At 67.8% G+C, this 17,033-nt stretch carries 15 protein-coding genes; 1 reads left to right on the top strand and 14 read right to left on the bottom strand.

Annotated features, from left to right (window positions below; all coding sequences use genetic code 11):
* Nucleotides 1–11: 11 nt before the first annotated feature.
* The 7 genes from BoBH3_RS08710 to BoBH3_RS08680 all read right to left on the bottom strand — a co-directional run bounded on the left by BoBH3_RS08710 (nt 12) and on the right by BoBH3_RS08680 (nt 6,544).
* A complete protein-coding gene (locus BoBH3_RS08710) occupies nt 12–794 on the bottom strand; it encodes an SDR family NAD(P)-dependent oxidoreductase (protein WP_262330367.1) in 783 nt (260 codons plus the stop codon).
* 31 nt (nt 795–825) lie between these two features.
* The gene (locus BoBH3_RS08705) at nt 826–1,893 is read right to left on the bottom strand and encodes a phosphotransferase family protein (protein WP_262330366.1); all 1,068 of its coding nucleotides are present in this window, start codon (nt 1,891–1,893) and stop codon (nt 826–828) included.
* 6 nt (nt 1,894–1,899) lie between these two features.
* Nucleotides 1,900–2,655 carry an SDR family NAD(P)-dependent oxidoreductase gene (locus tag BoBH3_RS08700; RefSeq protein WP_262330365.1) on the bottom strand — a complete coding sequence of 252 codons (756 nt, stop codon included), beginning with the start codon at nt 2,653–2,655 and terminating at the stop codon, nt 1,900–1,902.
* Nucleotides 2,656–2,665: 10 nt separating this feature from the next.
* Entirely contained in the window at nt 2,666–3,871 is a 1,206-nt protein-coding gene (locus tag BoBH3_RS08695) for an acyl-CoA dehydrogenase family protein (RefSeq protein WP_262330364.1), read from the bottom strand.
* 12 nt (nt 3,872–3,883) lie between these two features.
* A complete protein-coding gene (locus BoBH3_RS08690; protein ID WP_262330363.1) occupies nt 3,884–4,303 on the bottom strand; it encodes a PaaI family thioesterase in 420 nt (139 codons plus the stop codon).
* A complete protein-coding gene (locus tag BoBH3_RS08685; protein ID WP_262330362.1) occupies nt 4,300–5,289 on the bottom strand; it encodes an NADPH:quinone oxidoreductase family protein in 990 nt (329 codons plus the stop codon). Before BoBH3_RS08685 ends, BoBH3_RS08690 begins: the two co-directional genes overlap by 4 nt.
* 79 nt (nt 5,290–5,368) lie before the next feature.
* Nucleotides 5,369–6,544 (bottom strand): acyl-CoA dehydrogenase family protein, encoded by a 1,176-nt coding sequence (locus BoBH3_RS08680; RefSeq protein ID WP_262330361.1) that lies wholly within the window; start codon nt 6,542–6,544, stop codon nt 5,369–5,371.
* Nucleotides 6,545–6,677: 133 nt separating this feature from the next.
* Between BoBH3_RS08680 and BoBH3_RS08675 the strand changes: the two genes are divergently transcribed.
* Nucleotides 6,678–7,481 carry an IclR family transcriptional regulator gene (locus BoBH3_RS08675; protein WP_262330360.1) on the top strand — a complete coding sequence of 268 codons (804 nt, stop codon included), beginning with the start codon at nt 6,678–6,680 and terminating at the stop codon, nt 7,479–7,481.
* A 39-nt stretch (nt 7,482–7,520) separates the two neighbouring features.
* Here the strand turns inward: BoBH3_RS08675 and BoBH3_RS08670 are convergent, their stop codons facing one another.
* The 7 genes from BoBH3_RS08670 to BoBH3_RS08640 all read right to left on the bottom strand — a co-directional run bounded on the left by BoBH3_RS08670 (nt 7,521) and on the right by BoBH3_RS08640 (nt 17,026).
* Nucleotides 7,521–8,348 (bottom strand): MBL fold metallo-hydrolase, encoded by an 828-nt coding sequence (locus tag BoBH3_RS08670; RefSeq protein ID WP_262330359.1) that lies wholly within the window; start codon nt 8,346–8,348, stop codon nt 7,521–7,523.
* A 572-nt stretch (nt 8,349–8,920) separates the two neighbouring features.
* The gene (locus tag BoBH3_RS08665) at nt 8,921–10,324 is read right to left on the bottom strand and encodes an FAD-dependent oxidoreductase (RefSeq protein WP_262330358.1); all 1,404 of its coding nucleotides are present in this window, start codon (nt 10,322–10,324) and stop codon (nt 8,921–8,923) included.
* Entirely contained in the window at nt 10,321–10,935 is a 615-nt protein-coding gene (locus tag BoBH3_RS08660) for a cysteine hydrolase family protein (RefSeq protein ID WP_262330357.1), read from the bottom strand. The genes BoBH3_RS08665 and BoBH3_RS08660 overlap by 4 nt, the downstream gene beginning before the upstream one ends.
* Nucleotides 10,936–10,937: 2 nt before the next feature.
* Nucleotides 10,938–13,001, bottom strand: a complete 2,064-nt coding sequence (locus tag BoBH3_RS08655) for a hydantoinase/oxoprolinase family protein (RefSeq protein ID WP_262330356.1) — start codon at nt 12,999–13,001, stop codon at nt 10,938–10,940.
* Nucleotides 13,001–14,740 (bottom strand): hydantoinase B/oxoprolinase family protein, encoded by a 1,740-nt coding sequence (locus BoBH3_RS08650; protein ID WP_262330355.1) that lies wholly within the window; start codon nt 14,738–14,740, stop codon nt 13,001–13,003. The genes BoBH3_RS08655 and BoBH3_RS08650 overlap by 1 nt, the downstream gene beginning before the upstream one ends.
* Complete coding sequence (locus BoBH3_RS08645; RefSeq protein ID WP_262330354.1) at nt 14,737–15,609, bottom strand: isocitrate lyase/PEP mutase family protein; 873 nt, start codon at nt 15,607–15,609, stop codon at nt 14,737–14,739. Before BoBH3_RS08645 ends, BoBH3_RS08650 begins: the two co-directional genes overlap by 4 nt.
* Before the next feature lie 4 nt (nt 15,610–15,613).
* The gene (locus tag BoBH3_RS08640) at nt 15,614–17,026 is read right to left on the bottom strand and encodes an MmgE/PrpD family protein (RefSeq protein WP_262330353.1); all 1,413 of its coding nucleotides are present in this window, start codon (nt 17,024–17,026) and stop codon (nt 15,614–15,616) included.
* Between the last annotated feature and the right edge of the window lie 7 nt (nt 17,027–17,033).

Here is a 17,033-nt window from a genome sequence, read left to right as displayed (position 1 = left end):
AGCCTCTGAGATCAAACCTTCATGCCGGGCAGGTTGAGCGACGCCGTGTTGCCGCCGTCGACGGGGATGGCTTGCCCCGTGACGTAGCTGGCATCGTCGCTCGCGAGAAAGGCGATGACGCGTGCGACCTCCTCGGGGTGGCCGTAGCGCCTGAGCTCGCAGCGCGCGCCCAGCCTGTCCTCCTTGCCGAGTTCGCGGGCCTTGTCGAAGATCGGCTTTGTCATCCCTGTCTCGATGAGGCCGGGGCAGACCGCATTGACCCTGATGCCGAACGCGCCGAAATCGCAGGCTCCGGTCTGCGTCATGTTGATGACGGCCGCCTTCGAGGCGCTGTAGGCATTGCCCCCGGCGCCCGCCCTGATGCCGGCTACCGATGCGGTATTGACGATGGCGCCTCGGCCCGCGGTGATCATCGCGGCACCGGCGTGTTTCATGAACAGCATCGCGCCGAAGACATTCACCTCCATGACGCGAATCCACTCCGACAGATCCTGCTCGACAGCGGCGCCCTTCGTGCTCGCGATGCCCGCATTGTTGCAGAGCACGTCGATATGGCCGTGCGCCGCGAGCACGTCGGCGACGCAGGAGCGAACCATCTCCTCGTCGCCGATGTCGAGGACATGCGCCGTGTGCTCGTCCGGGCGGGGCAGGGTGGCGGCAACGCTGGCCAACTCCGTCGCGTTGCGGTCGACGAGCGCCAGCCGCGCTCCCTCCTGCGCCAGTTGCAGCGCGGTGGCGCGGCCGATGCCGCTTGCCGCGCCGGTAACAATGCAGGTTCTGCCTTCGAAGCGCATCGGCTCCCCCGAGCTTGACGGTACCAACGGTTCAGCGGCCTTCCGACTGCGCGATCCGGCGCCCTGTCAGCGCCAGGCCGCCGGCCCTTGCGGCGACATCGAGGGCATTGGCGTCGCTCGCATTGCCCTGGACGGCGCGCGCCATCACGCCATGGAGAATGGCGGAGAGCCGGAAGAACGACAGGGCCAGGAACACCGGCCAGTCGGAGAGGCCGCTCCGGCCGCTGGCCTGCACATAGCGATCGAGCACATCGCGCTCGCTGGGAATGCCGAGCTCCTTCAGGTCGAGCCCGGCCAGGCCGCGCCCGCCCGCGATCGCGGAATCGATGCGATAGGTCATGCAGTAATAGGCGAGATCGGCGAGCGGATGCCCGAGGGTCGACAGCTCCCAGTCGAGGATCGCAGACACCTGCGGCTTGTCATGGCTGTAGAGCAGGTTGCCCGTCCGATAGTCGCCATGGGCGATCGTGGTCTCGTCGGCGACGTGGCAGCGCTCGCGCAGCCAGTCCGCCAGCCAGCCCAGATCGGCGATTTCGCCGGCAGCAGCCGAGGAGGCTTGATACTGCCTGGTCCAGCGTTCGACCTGCCGCGCGACATAGCCGCCCTTCGGGCCGTAATCATCGAGTCCGATCGCAGCCGGATCGACGGCATGCAGACTGGCGAGCGTATCGACCGCGGCGAAGTTGATCGCTGCGCGATCACCGCGGGGCTGATCGGCGAGGGCGAGCCCGTCGAAGTGCCGGCCGTCGACAAAATCCATCATGTAGAAGGCCGTCCCTATCACCTCCGCGTCCTCGCAGAGTGCGAGCGCTTGCGGCACGGGGACCGGAGTCGGCCCCAGCGCGCGGATGATCGCGAATTCGCGCTCGACCTGATGGGCCTTGGGGAGCAGCTTGCCGGGCGGCTTCTTGCGCAGGACGCAGCGCCGGTCCCCGGATGAGATCAGGAAGGTCGGGTTCGACTGGCCGCCCTGGAACTGCTGCACGGAAATAGGGCCGTCGAAACCTGGGACCTGCCCCCGCAGCCAGCGGGCCAGCGCCAGCTCGTCGAAACGGTGGCTCTCGATGACGTCGACGAGAAGGGCGGTGGGAGCGGTCATCGCGGCTCAGCTTATCGTCTCGCCGCCATCGGCGACGATGACCTGCCCGGTGATGTAGGCGGAGGCCGGGCTTGCCAGGAAATGCACGATGCCGGCGATGTCCTCGACCTCGCCGAAGCGCCGCAGTGGCGTGCGCTGCTCCATCTGCGCTCGCCGCTCGGGCGATTCCACCAGCTCGCGCGCGAAGTCCGTGCGCACGATGCCCGGCGCGATGGCATTGACCCGGATGCCCTTCGGACCCCATTCGACCGCGAGATTGCGCGCGAGCGCCGCCTCCGCGGCCTTCGACATCCCGTAGGCGCCGATCACGCCGGTGCCCCGAAGCCCCGCGATCGAGGACATCATGATCACGGCTCCTCCGCCATTGGCGGCCATGCAGGGCAGCACCAGATTGCTCAGCCAGATCGTGCTCTGCACGTTGACGGTCATCACCTTGGTGAAGGCGTCGTCAGACAGGGTGGAAAGCGGACCGTAGACCGGATTGGTCGCGGCATTGCAGACCAGGATGTCGATCCGGCCCCAGTGGCCATGGACATGTTCGACGAGGTTACGCAACTGCTCGTGCGAGCCGACATGGCAAGCCTTCGCGATCGCCTCCACGCCTGCTGCCCTGATCTCCTCGGCGACGGCGTCGCAGGCCTCCTGCTTGCGGCTGGAGATGACGATGCGGGCGCCGCTGCGCGCGAGCTGCAAGGCCGAAGCCTTGCCGATGCCGCGCGACGAGCCCGTGATGAGGGCGACCTTGCCTTTGATGTCGAACATGCGCCTGTCCTCAGCTCCGATAGCGCTTCAGTTCGAGCCGGGCGATGCTGTCCCGATGGACCTCGTCGGGCCCGTCGGCAAAGCGCAGGGACCGGGATTTGACCCAGGCGGCGGCGAGGAAATGATCCTGCGAGACGCCGGCCGCTCCGTGGATCTGGATGGCGCGGTCGATAACGTCGCAGGCCATGTTCGGCGCGACGACCTTGATCATGGCGATCTCGCGCCGCGCCACTTTGTTGCCGACGGTGTCCATCAGATGCGCGGCCTTGAGCGTCAGCAGCCGCGCCGCCTCGATCTCGCAGCGTGAACGTGCGATCTGGTCGCGAACGACGCCCTGGTCCGCCAGCAGCTTGCCGAAAGCGGTGCGCGAAAGGGCGCGGCGGCAGGCCGCCTCCAGCGCCCGTTCGGCAAGGCCGATCGAGCGCATGCAGTGATGGATCCGGCCCGGTCCGAGCCGCCCCTGTGCGATCTCGAAGCCGCGCCCCTCGCCGAGCAGCATGTTGCCGGACGGGACGCGGACATTGTCGAAATTGATCTCGGCGTGGCCGTGCGGCGCATGGTCATAGCCGTAGACCGTCAGCGCGCGCTCGATCGTCACGCCCGGCGTATCGAGCGGCACCAGGATCATCGATTGCTGCAGGTGCTTCGGGGCATCGGGATTGCTCCGGCCCATCACGATCGCGATCTTGCAGTGCTCGCTGAGCGCGCCCGAGCTCCACCATTTGCGCCCGTTGATCACGTAGCTGTCGCCGTCGCGGCGGATATCCGTCTGGATGTTGGTCGCGTCCGAGGAGGCGACATCCGGCTCGGTCATTGAGAAACAAGAGCGGATCGTTCCGTCGAGGAGCGGGGCGAGCCATTTCTGCTTCTGCGCCTCCGTCCCATAGAGCACCAGCGTCTCCATGTTGCCGGTGTCGGGGGCGGAGCAGTTGAAGACCTCCGGGGCGATGGCGGATCGGCCCATGATCTCGCAGAAATGGGCGTAGTCCAGATTGTTGAGGCCGGCGCCATAGCGCGGATCGGGCAGGAACAGGTTCCACAGCCCCTCGGCGCGGGCGCGCTTCTTCAGTTCGCCGATGATGGGCGGCGTGGCCCAGCGCGACGGCAAGGCCGCGAACTGGCGCTCATGGACCTCTTCATTCGGGTAGATGTGCTCGTCCATGAAACGCTGCAGCTTCGCGAGGAGCGGCTTGTGGACGTCTCTGAGCTCGAGCATCTGCGGCTCCACCTAGGCTGTGAGGGAGGCGGGCTGGCTTCCTTCCCGCCAGCGAAACGTGCCGATGCCGTGAGCGACCCGCTCGCCGGCATCGTCGAAGACATGCGCCTCGGCGGTGAAGCTCGACCGCCCCGCCGAGATCGTGCGCCCCTCGACCGTGAGGCGGCCGGCGCGCACCGGCCGGGTGAACTGCGTTGTTAGCGAGATGGTGACCGCGTAGCGCGCCGGCTCGCCCACGTCGGCATGGAGGCCGGAGGCGCAGGCGGCGAAGTCGATCATGGTGCAGATCACGCCGCCATGGACGTAGCCCATGCGGTTGCGATGGCCGGGGCCGATCTCGAGGCCGCCCTTCACATGGCCATGGCGGGATTCATCCAGCCCGAGACCCAGCAGGCCGAAGATGCCGACGCCGGAATAGGTCTCCGCGCTCATGAGGCGCTCTGGCCGGTGGTCAGGACGATCTTGCCGATCGCAGACCGCCCCGTCAGCAGGCGCAGCGCTTCTACGGTGTCCGCGAGATCGAGCGTGCGGCTGATCAGCGGCTTGAGCCGGCCCTCCTCGAACCAGACGAAGAGCTGCCTGAAGTTGTCTTCGTTGGCTGCGGGATCGACCGAGGCGAAGGTGCCGAAGAAGACGCCGACCAGGGAGCAGCCTTTCAGCAGGAGAAGGTTTGCAGGAATGCGCGGAATCGTCCCGGAGGCGAAGCCGACGACGAGGATGCGTCCTTCCCAGGCGGTTGCGCGTACGGCTTCCTCTAGCCTGTCGCCGCCCACCGGGTCATAGACCACGTCGACGCCCTTGCCGCCCGTCAGCTCCTTGACGCGATCCTTCAGGGACTCGCTGGTGTAGTCGATGACGTGGTCGGCGCCGGCCTTGCGGGCGACGTCCAGCTTCTCGGCGCTGCTCGCGGCCGCGATCACGGTCGCGCCCATGGCCTTGCCGATCTCAACCGCGGCGAGGCCGACGCCTCCGCTTGCGCCCAGAACCAGCAAGGTCTCGCCCGGCCGGAGTTGAGCCCGCTGCCGCAGCGCGTGCATGCTGGTGCCGTAGGTCATGGAGAAGCCGGCCGCCGTGATCGCATCCATGGCTGCAGGGCGCTGCATGAGGCGGCCGGCGCGCACCACCGCTTCCTCGGCGAAGGCGCCGACGCCCACCATGCCGGTCACGGGCACTCCGACGGCCAGATGCGTGACGCCTTCGCCGACGGCCTGGACGACGCCCCCGATCTCGGTGCCGGGCGTGAAGGGCAGCGGCGGTTTGACCTGATACTTGCCCTCGACCATCAGGGTGTCGGGAAAGTTCACGCCAGCGGCCTCGATGAGGACGCGGACCTCGCCGGGCCCCGGCTCGCGCGTCGGCCTATCCTCGATGACGAGGTCTTCGAGCGGCCCGAAGGCCTTGCACATCACGGCGCGCATTTCTGTTCTCCCTGGACGCTTCGGCCGGCCTTGGATGCCTTGAGCGACGGCAAGGCCCGGGCTGGCGGCTCGACGGCGGTCACGACAGGCCGTTCGCCCGGCGGGCGTCGCGGATCATGTTCCTGGCGATGACGAGCTGCTGGATCTGCGTGGTGCCCTCGTAGATCCGGAACAGGCGCACATCCCGGTAGAAGCGCTCGATGCCGGAATCGGCGACGTAGCCGGCGCCGCCGAAGATCTGGACCGCCTTGTCGGCGACGCGGCCGACCATCTCGGAGCAGAACATCTTGGCGCAGGCAGCTTCGGTCGCGATCGACTGCCCGGCATCGCGCCGCCGCGCCGTCTCCTCGACCATGCAGCGCGCGGCGAAGCTCTCGGCCTTCATGTCGGCGAGCATCGCCTGGACGAGCTGGAACTCGGCGATCGGCTTGTCGAACTGGCGGCGCTGCATCGCGTAGTCGAGGCTGTCGGCGATCAGGCGCTCCGCGACACCGACGCAAACGCCGGCGATGGTCAGCCGGCCGCGATCCAGCACCTTCATCGCGGTGACGAAGCCCTTGCCTTCGAAATCTGGCCCGCCGAGGATCGCCGATGCCGGAACCCGGACGTTGTCGAAGATGACGTCGCAGGTGTGGGCGCCCTGCTGGCCCATCTTCCGGTCCTTCTTGCCGAGCGTGATGCCCGGAAGATCCGCATCGACCAGAAGGGCCGAGATGCCGGACGCCGTCTTGCTGTCCGGATCGGTTCGGGCGAAGACGGTGAAGAGGCCGGCGACAGGCGCATTGGTGATGAAGCGCTTGGTGCCGTTGAGGATGAAGCTGTCGCCATCGCGGCGCGCGCTCGTCCGCAGCGAACCGGCATCCGAACCCGCCTCGGGCTCCGTCAGGCAGAAGGAGCCGACGAGCTCACCGCTCGCCATCCGGGGCAGGTAGCGTGATTTCTGCTCCTGCGTACCGTCGATGATGATGCCCTGCGAGCCGATGCCGTTGTTGGTGCCGATCATCGACCGGAAGGCCGGCGAAGTGCCGCCCAGCAGGAAGGAAACCTGGATTTCCTCCGAGAGCGACAGTTCGAGGCCGCCATAGGCTTCCGGGATGGCGAGTCCGAACAGCCCCATGTCGCGCATCTGCTGAACGACCTCGGGCGGGACGCGGTCGGTTTCGCCGACCTCGGCCTCCCTCGGCCTCAACTTCTCGCGAACGAAGCGCTCGACCGTATCGAGAAGCTGTCCAAAAACCTCGGGGTCCAGCGCCATTAATTCCGCTCCACGGAATTTAATTCCATTATTGTGATTCGTCGCATATCGTCTATCAAGCCGTCAAGACGCTTTGCGCCGGGAAGGCTGCGGGCTGGGCAAGGCGGCTGGGCCAGAGGGCGAGACGGGCAGAATGCGCAAGCGCGAAACGCAGGTGAACCTGCTGGAGGATCAGGACGCGACGGATGATCCCCGTTTCGTCACGGCCCTGGCGCGCGGCCTGGGTGTCATGCGCGCCTTCAAACGCGGTGACAGAATGCTGGGGAACCAAGAACTCGCCGAGCGGACCGGCTTGGCGAAATCGACCATCTCCCGTCTCACCTACACGCTGAGCAAGCTTGGCTACCTCGAATATTCCTCGAGCAGCGGGCAATATTCGCTCTCGGCCTCGGTATTGGCGCTCGGATTTTCGGCGCTCGGAAGCCTGGCGATCCGCGATGTGGCTCGGCCGCTGATGCAGGAGCTTGCGGATCAGGTGGGCGCGTCGGTCGCGCTCGGGACGCCTGACCAGCGCACCATGATCTATGTCGAGGAATGCCGCGGCTCCAGTCCGCTGCGGCTTGGCATCGAAATCGGCTCGCATATCAAGATGGCGACCTCCTCGATGGGACGCGCCTATCTCGCCGGCCTGGACGAGCCGGTGCGTGCCCGCATCGTCGACCAGCTGTGCGCGCACGAAGCCGACCCCGATGCGATTCGATCAGGCATCGCAATTGCGGTGACAGAATTCGCCGAGAAGGGCTTCGTTCGCTCGATCGGGGAGTGGAAACAGGAGGTCAACTCCGTCGGAGTGCCAATACTTCTGCACGGATCGCGGCCGTTTGCGCTCAATTGCGGGGGGTCATCCCTGTCCCTGAAGACCGATGACCTGGACGAGATCGGGATGCGCCTGCTGAATGTCGCCAGGCGGATCGCCAGGATCCTCGGCGCGGACTGACCGGCGCGCCGGCATCGGCTCGCGCCTGCAGGCGGCCGCTCAGACGGTTCGCCGGGTCTGCCAGCGATCGTCGATCTGCTCCACCAGACCTTCCGAATGCAGCTTGTCGAGATGGGCGAGGACATTCCGTTCGGCCGCCCGGCGCAGCCACGGGTCGGTCTTTGAGTAAAGTCGGTCCATCAGGTCCCACGCCGTTGCCGGCCCAGCCGCAAGGGCGGCGAAGATGGCCTCCTCCCGCAGGATTCTGCGCTTGAGCAAATCGGCGACATAGGGCCGTGGATTCGGCAAGGCCGGGCCATGTCCGGGAAGGTACAGCCGATCGTCGCGCGACAGCATCACGCGAAGACTGTCGCAATAGGCGGCCATGTTGCCGTCGGGCGGCGAAACGATGCTGCTCGACCACGACATGACATGATCGGCGCTGAAGACGACTCCGTCCGGCCTGGCGAAGCAAAGGTGATCGCTCGCATGCCCCGGCGTGTGGATCGCGGTCATTCCGGCCACGATATCCCCGTTCCGGATCAGCCCGTCGGGCTCGAAGGAGGGGTCGGCTGGGCGATGGAAGGCGAAGACCGGCGCTCTCGTGCGAGCCTTCAACGAGGATGTGGCGCCAAGATGATCCGAATGGGAGTGGCTGAGGAGGATTGCGGATACCGCGCCATGCGTCGCCGCGATCACGTCGTCGAGGTGCCCATCGTCATCCGGGCCGGGGTCGAGGACGATGGCCCCATCGCTGGTCTCGATCAGATAGGTGTTGGTTCCGTGATACGTCATCAGGCTCGGATTGTTCGCGACGATCCGCCTGATGCCCGGCAGGACAAAGAGAGCCTCGCGGCGGCGAGGCTCCGGTTCTTTCAGGAAGGCCAAGTTATACGTTCCCTTCATTCATCGGGTGCCGAGGGTCGCACTGCCCGCAGCAGCGTGGGAGCCTTGGGACCCTGCGCTTTACACTGAAGTGGACACGCAAGGGCTGCACAATTCAGAGAAAGATCTCGCGCCCATTGTCACCGTCAGGAATAGGCCACAGACGCCGTCTCTGATACGGGCGAGATGCGCCAAAAGCTGATCTTGTTCACTTGCCCGAAAGCAGACGTTAAAATCTGTTAAGCGGCCATATGTAGAAGCGCTGTCCTGCTTGCGAGTTTGGACAGCGGCTTATTGGGCTGCACTCCAAATTTTTTGATAAGCGCCGCCTTAGGCAGGCTCTCTTTGATGAGAAAAGCCCATGCGCTGGCCTGCGGCCAAATTGGCAGAAGGCCTAGCCGCGAGCATTCAACGTCTCGGCTGGCGGGGCGTAGCCTCCGCAGACTGCCTCGGCGGCGGCGGACGTGCTGCTTCGTAACGGCATCCGGGACGATCGGTTCGCATTTATCTCGGGGCCGAAAGAGCCGATTTCACTTAAGAAACCCCGACGACAGCCCGGTGTGAACGCTGGACGCTTAGGCTTGCCGCGAGAAGCGCGCCGCCTGTTCGCCTGCGAGCGCGCCGAGGCCGATGGCCGTCAGCAGCCCGTTCCCCGAGAGATAGCCCGCCGCCCGCGAGCCGGAGACGCCGACAGCGGCGCCGCCGCAGGCGAAGAGATTGGGAAGGGCCGTGTCGTCGCGGCGGAGGACGCGGGCTGCCGTGTCGATCCTGAGGCCGCCCTGGGTGTGAAACAGCGCTCCCGTGACGCGCACGGCGCAGTAGGGCGAGGCGAGCGCCTCTCCCGCCGAGAAGTCCCGCCCGAACCGGTCGATGCCCCCACGGGCCTTCAGCGCTTCGACCTCCGCGAGCGTGTGCCCGAGCGCCTCCGCAGGCAGGCCGAGCCGTTCTGCCAGCGTCGCGATGTCGTCGGCCATGACGACCGCGCCTTGAGCCTCCGCATTGCGGAAATCCTCGAACTGGCGGGCGATGCCGGCGATGCGCGCATCGAAGATCGTCCAGGCCTTGCGCTCGGGCTGAGACAGGACAGTGGCCGCCTGCTCGGAATAGCCGTGGCTCTCGTCCGAGAAGCGCTCGCCATGCAGGTTCACCTGGAAGCCGCCTTCCATGATCGTGGCCCAGGTCACGAGGATGCCGTGCGGCTGCGCGACCGAGCCATGGCCCTGATGGCCGGACATGTGGACGAGTTCGGCGCCGAGCGCCTCGCCCCAGAGAACGGCGTCGCCTTCGTTTCCGGAATGGCCGAACCAGAGCGCCTCCGCCATTCCCGGGATATGGCGCGCCACGAGCGCCCGGTTGCCGCCATAGCCATTGCAGGCGAGCACCAGCGCCGCGCAGCCGATGCGCTCCTCGCCTCCGCCGGGCCGCGTGCCGGCAAGCCCGGCGATGCGGCCGTCAACAGCGGCGAACAGCGTCGTCGCGCGGAATTCGGTCAGGATAGGGATGTCGCGGCGCTCGACCGCCTCCCGCAGCCTGTCGATCAGCTCCGCGCCGGTCCGTTTCGGCAGCCCGTGCATCCGCCGCGCCGAATGGCCGGGATAGGAGAAGTTCGTGACGACATCGAAGGGCAGCCCATGCGCATCGGCGAGCCATTCCAGCACCGGGCCGATGCGCCGGCTCAGCAGGGCTACGATCGCCGCATCGGGCTCGCCATCGGCCTTGGCGAGGATGTCCTGGGCGAAGAGCTCCGGGCTGTCCGTGATCCCGGCCTCGCGCTGGAAGCGCGTCGCGGGGGCCGGGATGAGCCCGGCCGAGAGGGCTGTCGAGCCGCTGGGCACGGCGTCGCGCTCGACCACGACCACCTCTGCACCGGCCTCGCTGGCGGCGAGCGCCGCGACGAGTCCGGCCGCGCCAGCGCCGACGATGACGACGTCGGCGCTGGCCTCGAAGGCAACGCCTTCCGCGGGCAGGATGGCGCTCACAGCGCCGCGACCTCGCCGAGCACCGCGGCGATGCTCGCGATGCGTGCGACAGGCTTCAGCCCCGCAATGGCCTCGGCATGCATCGCAGGCGTCGGTGCGGCGCAACCATCCTCCAGCACGGTGACGTCGATGTCGCGGACATGGGCGTCCCGCACCGTGGAGGCGACGCCGCCATTGGTGACGATGCCGCCGACGACGAGATGGTCGATCCCGAGCTTGCGCAGCAGCCATTCGAGCCGCGTCTGGTAGAAGGCAGAATAGGCGATCTTCTCGACGGCGACGTCGACCGGCTGGAGCGTGTCGACGACCTGCTGCCCCCAGCTGCCCGGCAGGAAGTCTCCCCGCTTCAGGAAGGGCCGCATCTGCTTGAGATGCGGCGAGATCAGCGGTTCGCCGCCGCGGCCGGGCACGAGCGTGAACTGGGTGGCGGCGACAAGGCCGCCACCGGCGCGCATCGCCTCGACCAGGGGCTTCAGCCGCTCGGGCAGGGCCTGCGCCTCGGGGGAGGCGGCTCCGCCTCGCGCATAGGCGCCGTCGGGATGGATGAAATCGTTCTGGAGATCGACGATCAGCAGCGCCGTCCGGTCGAGCGCGGAGATGGGGCCGGCCATGGTCAGCTCCTGACGATCACGAGGTTGCCGAAGGCATCGACCTCGGCGCCGAGGCCCGGGTCGAGCAGGATGGTCGCGTCCGGCTGCTCCAGGATCGCCGGCCCTTCGATCCAGCTGCCGACGGGAATGTCGAGGCGCGACCAGATCGCCGTTTCATGCCAGGCGCCGTCGAGATAGACTTGGCGCGCGCCGCGGCGGGCGTCGGTGAGGCTGGCGCCGGCCTCGGGCGCGAGCGCCGCGAGATCGAAGGCCGGGCGCCTGCCGATAGCGGCGCTGCGCAGCGTGACGATGCGCACGGGAATGCCTGGCAGCAGGCGGCTGAAGGCCGCGCCATAGGCGGCCTCGAACGCCTCTCGGATGATCTCGGCCGTGACGCCCGTTCCCTCCGCGCCGAGCGTTACCGGCAGCGGCACCGAAACCGTGTGCGTCTGCCCGAGATAATGCATGTCGAGCTCGTAGAGCACATCGATGCGCTCGACCGAGAGGCCGGCATCCGCGACGACGGCGTGCGCCTCGCGCCCGGCCTCGACCATGCGCGTGTCGAGGGCGCCGGCGTCGAGGCCGTCCAGCATCAGGTTGAGCGTCTGGACGCCGTCGTGCCGGATGTCGGCGATGACGCAGCCCAGCGCCGAGGTCACGCCCGGGAAGCGCGGAACCAGCGCGCCCTTCAGGCCCACCTCCTTGATCAGGGCGCCGGCATGCAGCGCGCCGCCGCCACCGAAGGGCATCGCCATGAAGCGCGACGGATCATGCCCGCGCTCGATGGAGACGAGCCGGATTGCGCCGGCCATGCGGGCATTGGCGATCTTCACGATCGCTTCCGCCGCCGCCATGACGTCGAGGCCCAGCGGCTCGGCGATCTCCTTGGCGATGGCTGCACGCGCCGCTTCGACATCGAGCCTCTGCAGCGTGCCGAGCGGCTTGGAGCCGTCGATGCGACCGAGCACGAGATTGGCGTCGGTCAGCGTCGGCCGGGTGTTGCCCTGCCCGTAGCAGACCGGGCCGGGTCGGGAGCCGGCGCTCTCGGGGCCGACTTCGAGCAAACCGCCGGCATCGACGCGGGCGATGGAGCCGCCGCCGGCACCGATCGTGGTGATCTCGATCATCGGCGTGCGGATCACCATGCCGAAGTCGATGGTGGTCTGGGCGGCAAGCGCCGCCTGCCCACCCGCGATCAGCGAGACGTCGAAGGAGGTGCCGCCGAGGTCTCCGGTGATGATGTCCGGATGACCCGCCGCGCGTGCGATGGCCGCTGCGGCGATGACGCCGGCGGCCGGCCCGGACAGCGCGGTGCGGACCGGCAGGCGCCGGGCCGTCGCCGTCGACATCACGCCGCCGTTCGACTGAACGATGTGGAAGCGCCCGACGAAGCCGTCGGCTGCCAGCGCATCCTCGAGCCGGCCGAGATAGGAACCGACGACGGGCTGCAGCGTGGCGTTGAGAGCCGTGGTCGAGGCTCGCTCGAACTCGCGGATCTCCGGCAGGATCGCCGAAGAGCAGGCGATGTGCTCGTTCGGCCAGATTTCGCGTGCGGCTTCGAGAGCGGCGCGTTCGTTCTGCGGGTTCGCATAGGCGTTGATGAAGATGATCGCCAGCGCCTCGCAGCCCTTGCCGACAAGGTCTCGCGTGGCGGCGCGCACGGCGTCGAGATCGACCGCGGTGCGGATCGTGCCGTCCGCGAGCGTGCGCTCGGGCACCTCCAGCCGGCAGTCGCGAGAGGCGGCCGGCGTGAAATCGCCCCAGAGCCCCCAGGTCTGGCGCCGGTCGCGGCGGCGCATTTCGAGCGCATCGCGGAAGCCCGGCGTGGTGATGACGCCGACACGGGCGCCCTTGCGCTCGAGCAGAGCGTTGGTCCCGACGGTCGTGCCGTGCACGATCGATGAGAGTCCGGCGACCGGCCCGAAGGTTGAGAGCCCGGCGATGAAGCCCTTGGCCTCGTCCCCACGCTGGGACGGGACCTTGGCGGTGCGGAAGCGCTTGGCCGCCTCGTCGAACCAGAACAGGTCGGTGAAGGTGCCGCCGACATCGACGCCGACGACGGCCTTGGGCGTGGAGGTCGCAGTCATCAGGGAGCTTCCGAACGCAGTGCTGCGGTCGCCGTCGCATCGACGGCGCCGGATGCGTCGAGCGCGACGCGATAAATCTCTCGCGCCGCCTTGGCGCTCACATAGCCGTTCGCCACGTCGCGGGCGACGCTGGCCGGCTCACGCTCGCGTGGCGGGCCGTAACCGCCGCCTCCGGGGCTTTCGAGCCTGACGCGCTGGCCCTTCGCGATATGGATGTCGGCGATCTTCGTCACCAGCGGCGGCGATTTCGGCCCGTCAGCCGTGTCGTAGATGAAGCGGTTGGTCGCGGCAGCCTGCCCGCCGACGACGCCGAAGGGCGGGAACTTGCCACGCTCCCCGAGCAGGAAGACATCGGCCCCGCCGGCGGCAAGCGCCTCGATCTCGTAGATCGCGCCGCAGCCGCCACGATGGCGCCCCGGCCCGGCCGAATCCGGCCGCAGCGCCCATTGCGTGAACATCACCGGATAGGCCGCCTCCAGGATCTCGGCCGGCGGGATGGTTGCCGTCGAGATCGGGTTGTTGCCGTGGTTGAGTCCGTCGCCCTCCGGGTTGCCGCCGAGGCCGCCGCCGAAGAAGGAGAACATCACATAGCGCCCGCCATCGTCGCGATGGCCAGCGAGCGAGAGCGCATTGATCGTCGCATAAGGCGAGCCATTGGCCCGCTCGGGCGCGATGGAAGCGAAGGCGCCGAAGACGGTGTCGATCACCCGCAGGATCGTTTCGGTGTAGCCGCCGACGGGTTTCGGCGCTTTGACGCCGAGCAGCGTCGTCTCCGGGATAATGAAGGTGATCGGCTTCAGCACGCCGGCATTGGCGGGCACATGCGGAAAGATGTGCTTGAGCGCGACGTAGCAGCAGGCGACCGCCGTCGAATAGGCGATGTTCAGCGGGCCGCGGCAGGGCGGTGCCGAGCGCGAGAAATCCAGCGTCATCGCGTCGCCGGCGATCGTCAGGTCGAGCGCGATCTTCAGCGGCTCGTCGCTGATGCCGTCATTGTCGAGGAAATCGTCGAAGACGTAGTGGCCATCGGGCAGGGCGGCGATCTCGGCCCGCATCAAGGCTTCGGCGCGGGCGCTGAAGCCGTCGAGGGCCGTCGAGACGGTCTCGACGCCGTATTCGTCCAGCAGCGCCGCAAGCCGCTGCTCGCCCAAATCGAGCGCGTTGAGCTGGCCGTTGAGATCCCCCCAGTTCGATTGCGGCAGGCGCGAATTGGCGTTGAGGATCTCGACGATGTCGGGCTGGAACTCGCCCCCGCGGATCAGCTTGACCGGCGGGACACGGAAGCCTTCCTGGAAGCTCTCGGTGGCACGCGCGTTGAAGTTGCCGGGCACGTTGCCGCCGACATCGAGCCAGTGCCCGACCGAGGCGAGCCAGCAGAACAGCTCGCCGTCGCGGAAGATCGGCCGGACGAGCCGCATATCGTTGAGATGCGTGCCGCCTTCATAGGGGTCGTTGAAGAGCCAGGTATCGCCGGGCTGGTTCGCAGCACCTGCTGCGACGCGCGCGATCACGGCGCGCACGGCGAAAGCCATGGCGCCGACGAAGATCGGCAGCCCCGATGTGCCCTGCACCAGCGTGTCGCCGGTCGTCGCGTGGTAGAGGCCGTGGCACGCGTCATGGGCCTCGGCGATGATCGGGTTGAAGGCGGAGCGGTAGAGCGTCGCGTCCATCTCGTTGGCGATCTGCTCGAGGCGTCCCTTCAGGACCGCGAGCGTGACGGGATCGAGCGCGGTGGTCACGGCTTACCCTCATAGGCCCTGCCGGCGGCGATCACCTGCGGCGTGCCGATCACGGCGTTGAGCTGGTCGAAATCGAACATGCGGTCGCGGAACGGGTCGGTCGTGCCGTTGGCGTGCAGGCTGGCGTAAAAATCCTGCGCGGCCCGGGCGAGCGCGCGCACGATGCCGCCGGGGAAGATCACCAGCGAGAAGCCGATTTCCTCGAGCGCCTGCGCCGATTTGATCGGCGTGCGCCCGCCTTCGACCATGTTCGCCATGAGCGGAACGATCCCTCCGAGCTCTCTGGTGACGCGCGACAGCTCCTCGGCGGAGCCTGGCGCCTCGACGAAAAGCAGGTCCGCGCCCGCCTCGGCATAGGCTCGCGCGCGTTCGATCGCCTTGTCGAAGCCCTCGACCGCGATGGCATCTGTGCGCGCGATGATCAGCGTCTCGGCCGAGGACCGCGCATCGGCGGCAGCCTTGATCTTACCGACCATCTCCGACAGCGGGATCACGCTCTTGTCGGAGAGGTGGCCGCAGCGCTTCGGGAAGCTCTGGTCCTCGATCTGCAGCGCATTGGCGCCGGCGCGCTCGAACAGGCGCATGGTGCGCTGCATGTTCAGCGCGTTGCCATAGCCGGTATCGGCATCGACGATCAGGGGCGCCGCCACACGATCGCGGATCATGGTGATGGTCTCGGCGACCTCCGCCATCGAGACGAGGCCGATATCGGGCCGACCGAGATGCGTATAGGCGATCGACGCGCCGGAGACGTAGAGCGCTTCGAAGCCGGCCGCCTCGGCGAGCGAGGCCGTGAGCGCGTCATAGACGCCCGGTGCGAGAACGATGTCCGGCCTGCCGAAGCGGGCCTTGAGCGACTGGATTGTCATTGGATCAGGTCCTGGTTGCCGGCTGCGCGGCCAGCAAGGTGTCGAGTGGGTCGATCCGGTCGCTGTCGATCAGGCCGTCGACGGCGGCGATGATGGCTTCGGCATGCGACTGCCCCCAGACGGGTTCGGTGAGATCGAAGAATTTCTGGCGCACTTCGGCCGGGGTGTAGGGGTCTTCCGTGTCGCCCCGATTGGTCAGGGCCTGCGCCTCCAGGACGCGGCCATCAGTGAGGGTGATGGTCACGAGAGCGGGACGAAGGCCGGGCAGCTTCGCGGTCGCTTCGGGGTCCTCGCGTACGAACACGCGCCGCGCAAGATCGCGGATGGTCTCATCGGTGCGGGCAGGCTCGCGGAAGGCCGGCACCGTCGCTGCACCATGCACGATGGTCGTCGCGATCGAGAAGGGCAGCGAGAACTTCGCCGCCAGCATGTTGTGCGGCTCCTGGCCGGCGAGCTGGGCCGCCCAGACATAGGTCGCCACATCGATACGCGCGATCGCGTCGGGCGCGATCTTCCCGCCTTCGCCGGCGACGATCCGCGCCAGCGCATCCAGAGAGCCGTGATTGTAGCGGCAGCAGGCATGGCGCTTGAAATAGTTGCGGGCGATCTCCCAGCGAACGCCGAGATCGGCGACCATCTCCTCCGGGCGCCAGTCATCGGCGATGACGGTTCCATAGACCGTGCCGAGCCCATCGGCCTCGCCTGTGAAGCCGGCGGCCACCAGATCGCCAACCATCAGCCCGATCTGGTTGGAGAAGCCGGCGAAGCTGTTGCGGACCGTGCCGCCCTCCAGCATCGTGCGGCGGCTGGTCGATAGGCCGAGCGAGGAGGCGACGTTGATCGTCTCGATCATCGTGGCCGCATCGCGCCGGTTGAGCCAGGCGATGGCGACCGCCGCCCCGACCGTCCCCCAGGTGCCGTGCGGGTGCATCGTGATGCGCAGCTTCGAGGCGATGCCGATGCGCGCGCCGATCTCGTAGCCGAGCGCCACGGCGGTCACGAGGTCGCGGCCGCTCGCCTTCAGCCCGCGCGCGGCGGCGAGCACGGCCGGCACGACATGGATGCCGGGATGGCCGCGGCAGAACTGGTTGCCCTCGTCGAGCTCCAGCATCGTGCCGGCGGTGCCGTTCAGGAACGCGGCCAGCGGAGGCGCGGTGCGCCGGCCGCTGCCGATCACGGCGGCTCCGTTCGCGTCGTCGGTCGCGGCCATGCGCTGTACCAGCGCAATCGTTTCAGGTTCCTGCGCGCCGGCCGCGATGGCGGCGATCGAGTCGCCGATCACCTGCAGGGTGCGGGCAACGACCGGTTCTGGCAGCGCCTCGAAGCGCAGATCGGCGCAGAAGGCCGCCAGCTGTTCGAGCCAGGCCGGCGTGGCCGGCCGTTGCATCACGGGTTCCGCCTGGAGATGGACCGTCATGGCGACC

The organism is Allobosea sp. BH3, assembly GCF_025499465.1.
Classification (GTDB): Bacteria; Pseudomonadota; Alphaproteobacteria; order Rhizobiales; family Beijerinckiaceae; genus Allobosea.
This window is presented reverse-complemented; position numbering and strand designations above follow the sequence as displayed.

What these genes read in the sequence shown, in the direction of transcription:
- BoBH3_RS08710 (WP_262330367.1), bottom strand. Translation starts at nt 794, where the DNA reads ATGCGCTTCGAAGGCAGAACCTGCATTGTTACCGGCGCGGCAAGCGGC.
- BoBH3_RS08705 (WP_262330366.1), bottom strand. Translation starts at nt 1,893, where the DNA reads ATGACCGCTCCCACCGCCCTTCTCGTCGACGTCATCGAGAGCCACCGT.
- BoBH3_RS08700 (WP_262330365.1), bottom strand. Translation starts at nt 2,655, where the DNA reads ATGTTCGACATCAAAGGCAAGGTCGCCCTCATCACGGGCTCGTCGCGC.
- BoBH3_RS08695 (WP_262330364.1), bottom strand. Translation starts at nt 3,871, where the DNA reads ATGCTCGAGCTCAGAGACGTCCACAAGCCGCTCCTCGCGAAGCTGCAG.
- BoBH3_RS08690 (WP_262330363.1), bottom strand. Translation starts at nt 4,303, where the DNA reads ATGAGCGCGGAGACCTATTCCGGCGTCGGCATCTTCGGCCTGCTGGGT.
- BoBH3_RS08685 (WP_262330362.1), bottom strand. Translation starts at nt 5,289, where the DNA reads ATGCGCGCCGTGATGTGCAAGGCCTTCGGGCCGCTCGAAGACCTCGTC.
- BoBH3_RS08680 (WP_262330361.1), bottom strand. Translation starts at nt 6,544, where the DNA reads ATGGCGCTGGACCCCGAGGTTTTTGGACAGCTTCTCGATACGGTCGAG.
- BoBH3_RS08675 (WP_262330360.1), top strand. Translation starts at nt 6,678, where the DNA reads ATGCGCAAGCGCGAAACGCAGGTGAACCTGCTGGAGGATCAGGACGCG.
- BoBH3_RS08660 (WP_262330357.1), bottom strand. Translation starts at nt 10,935, where the DNA reads ATGGCCGGCCCCATCTCCGCGCTCGACCGGACGGCGCTGCTGATCGTC.
- BoBH3_RS08655 (WP_262330356.1), bottom strand. Translation starts at nt 13,001, where the DNA reads ATGACTGCGACCTCCACGCCCAAGGCCGTCGTCGGCGTCGATGTCGGC.
- BoBH3_RS08645 (WP_262330354.1), bottom strand. Translation starts at nt 15,609, where the DNA reads ATGACAATCCAGTCGCTCAAGGCCCGCTTCGGCAGGCCGGACATCGTT.
- BoBH3_RS08640 (WP_262330353.1), bottom strand. Translation starts at nt 17,026, where the DNA reads ATGACGGTCCATCTCCAGGCGGAACCCGTGATGCAACGGCCGGCCACG.